We start from the raw sequence: 1,451 nt of genomic DNA on the forward strand, positions 1-1,451 counted from the left end.
GTAACTACCTACCCTCCCCGACATCCACTATTCTGACACTATGCCCGAGTTGACCCGCCCCACCCCAGCCGAATTGGATAGCATGAGCCATGCCGAGAAGGATGCGCTGATTCTGGGGTTATTCGACGTGCTGGCGCGGTATGAACAACGGCTGCGCGAAGTTGAAGGCAAGGTGGAAAAAACGAGCCGGAATTCGAGCCAGCCTCCGTCTGCGGATGGAATAAAGAAGGGGCCGGCGAAGCCGCGCCAACCGGGCGAGAAGCCCTTGGGCGGTCAACCCGGCCATCGCGGCGCCACCCGGGAAATGGTTGATGATCCCGATGAAGTCCGGGAATTACGTCCCAGCGGCTTCTGCTCGTGCGGCGCCGGATTGGACGGATTGCCGGTGAGGGCGGGTGAGCGTCGGCAGCAGATCGAGATACCTGAACCCCAGACGGTGGTGACCGAGTTTCGGCAGATGTGGGTGGAGTGCCCGGCGTGCGGATGTGAGCACGGTGGGGAATTTCCCGCCGGGGTTACCCCGAACGTCAGCTTTGGCCCCCGCCTGAAAGCCTATGCGGTGGGTTTGGTCGAAGGCCATTTCGTTGCCTTGGAGCGAACGTGCGCAATCATCGCGGATCAATATGGGGTTCAACCGTCCGATGGCGCGGTACAGAACTGGATCATTAAGGCGGGGCAGTTGCTGGCCGACGATCATGCCGCAAACCGGCAATCGATCGTGGACGCTGAGGTGGCGCACTTCGACGAAAGCGGGATGCGAATCGGCGGCAAGCTGAACGGGCTCCATGTAGCGGCCACTGAAACGGCGGTGTATTACACGGTCCACCCCAAGCGGGGTCAGGAGGCGATGGATGCCGCCGGCCTCTTGCCGCACTTCCAAGGCAACGCGGTGCATGACCACTGGAAATCGTACTGGTCGTACACCCACTGCACCCATTCGCTCTGCAACGCCCATCACCTGCGGGAGTTGCGCTATTGCCAAGAGTTGACCGGGCATTTCTGGCCCTTCGCTCTCCGCCGCCTTCTCGTGGAAGGCCAAGAGGCGGTCGCCGCCGCCCGCGCTGCTGGCCAAACCACTCTGGAATCAGGGTACGTGGCGGATTTGCTGGCTCGCTATGACCAGCAGGTGAAGAACGGCTTGGCGGCCTACCCGGTGCGCCCGCCGGAACCGGGACGCAAAGGCCGCGTCAAGCAGCACGAGGCCACCAACCTGCTACTTCGGCTCCGGGATTACAAAACCCAAGTCTGGCGGTTTCTCACCGATTGGCGGGTTCCGTTCGACAACAATCGAGCGGAACGGATGGTGCGCCCGGTCAAGGTCAAGTTGAAGGTGATCGGCGGCTTCCGCGCCTTGGGGGGCTCCACGGCCTTCTGCATCCTGCGTTCGGTTTGGGAAACCAACAAACTGAACGGCATCAATCCGTTCGATACCCTTCGGCTGGCGTTTGAGG

1 protein-coding gene is annotated in these 1,451 nt (G+C 61.8%); it reads left to right on the forward strand.

All coding sequences use genetic code 11. The features are described 5' to 3' along the window. Window positions 1–40: 40 nt before the first annotated feature. Window positions 41–1,451, forward strand: a 1,411-nt coding sequence (tnpC, locus tag BN874_RS04700; protein WP_081756143.1) for an IS66 family transposase, incomplete at its 3' end; no start/stop codon positions are given.

This window comes from Candidatus Contendobacter odensis Run_B_J11 (genome assembly GCF_000531125.1).
Taxonomy (GTDB): domain Bacteria; phylum Pseudomonadota; class Gammaproteobacteria; order Competibacterales; family Competibacteraceae; genus Contendibacter; species Contendibacter odensensis.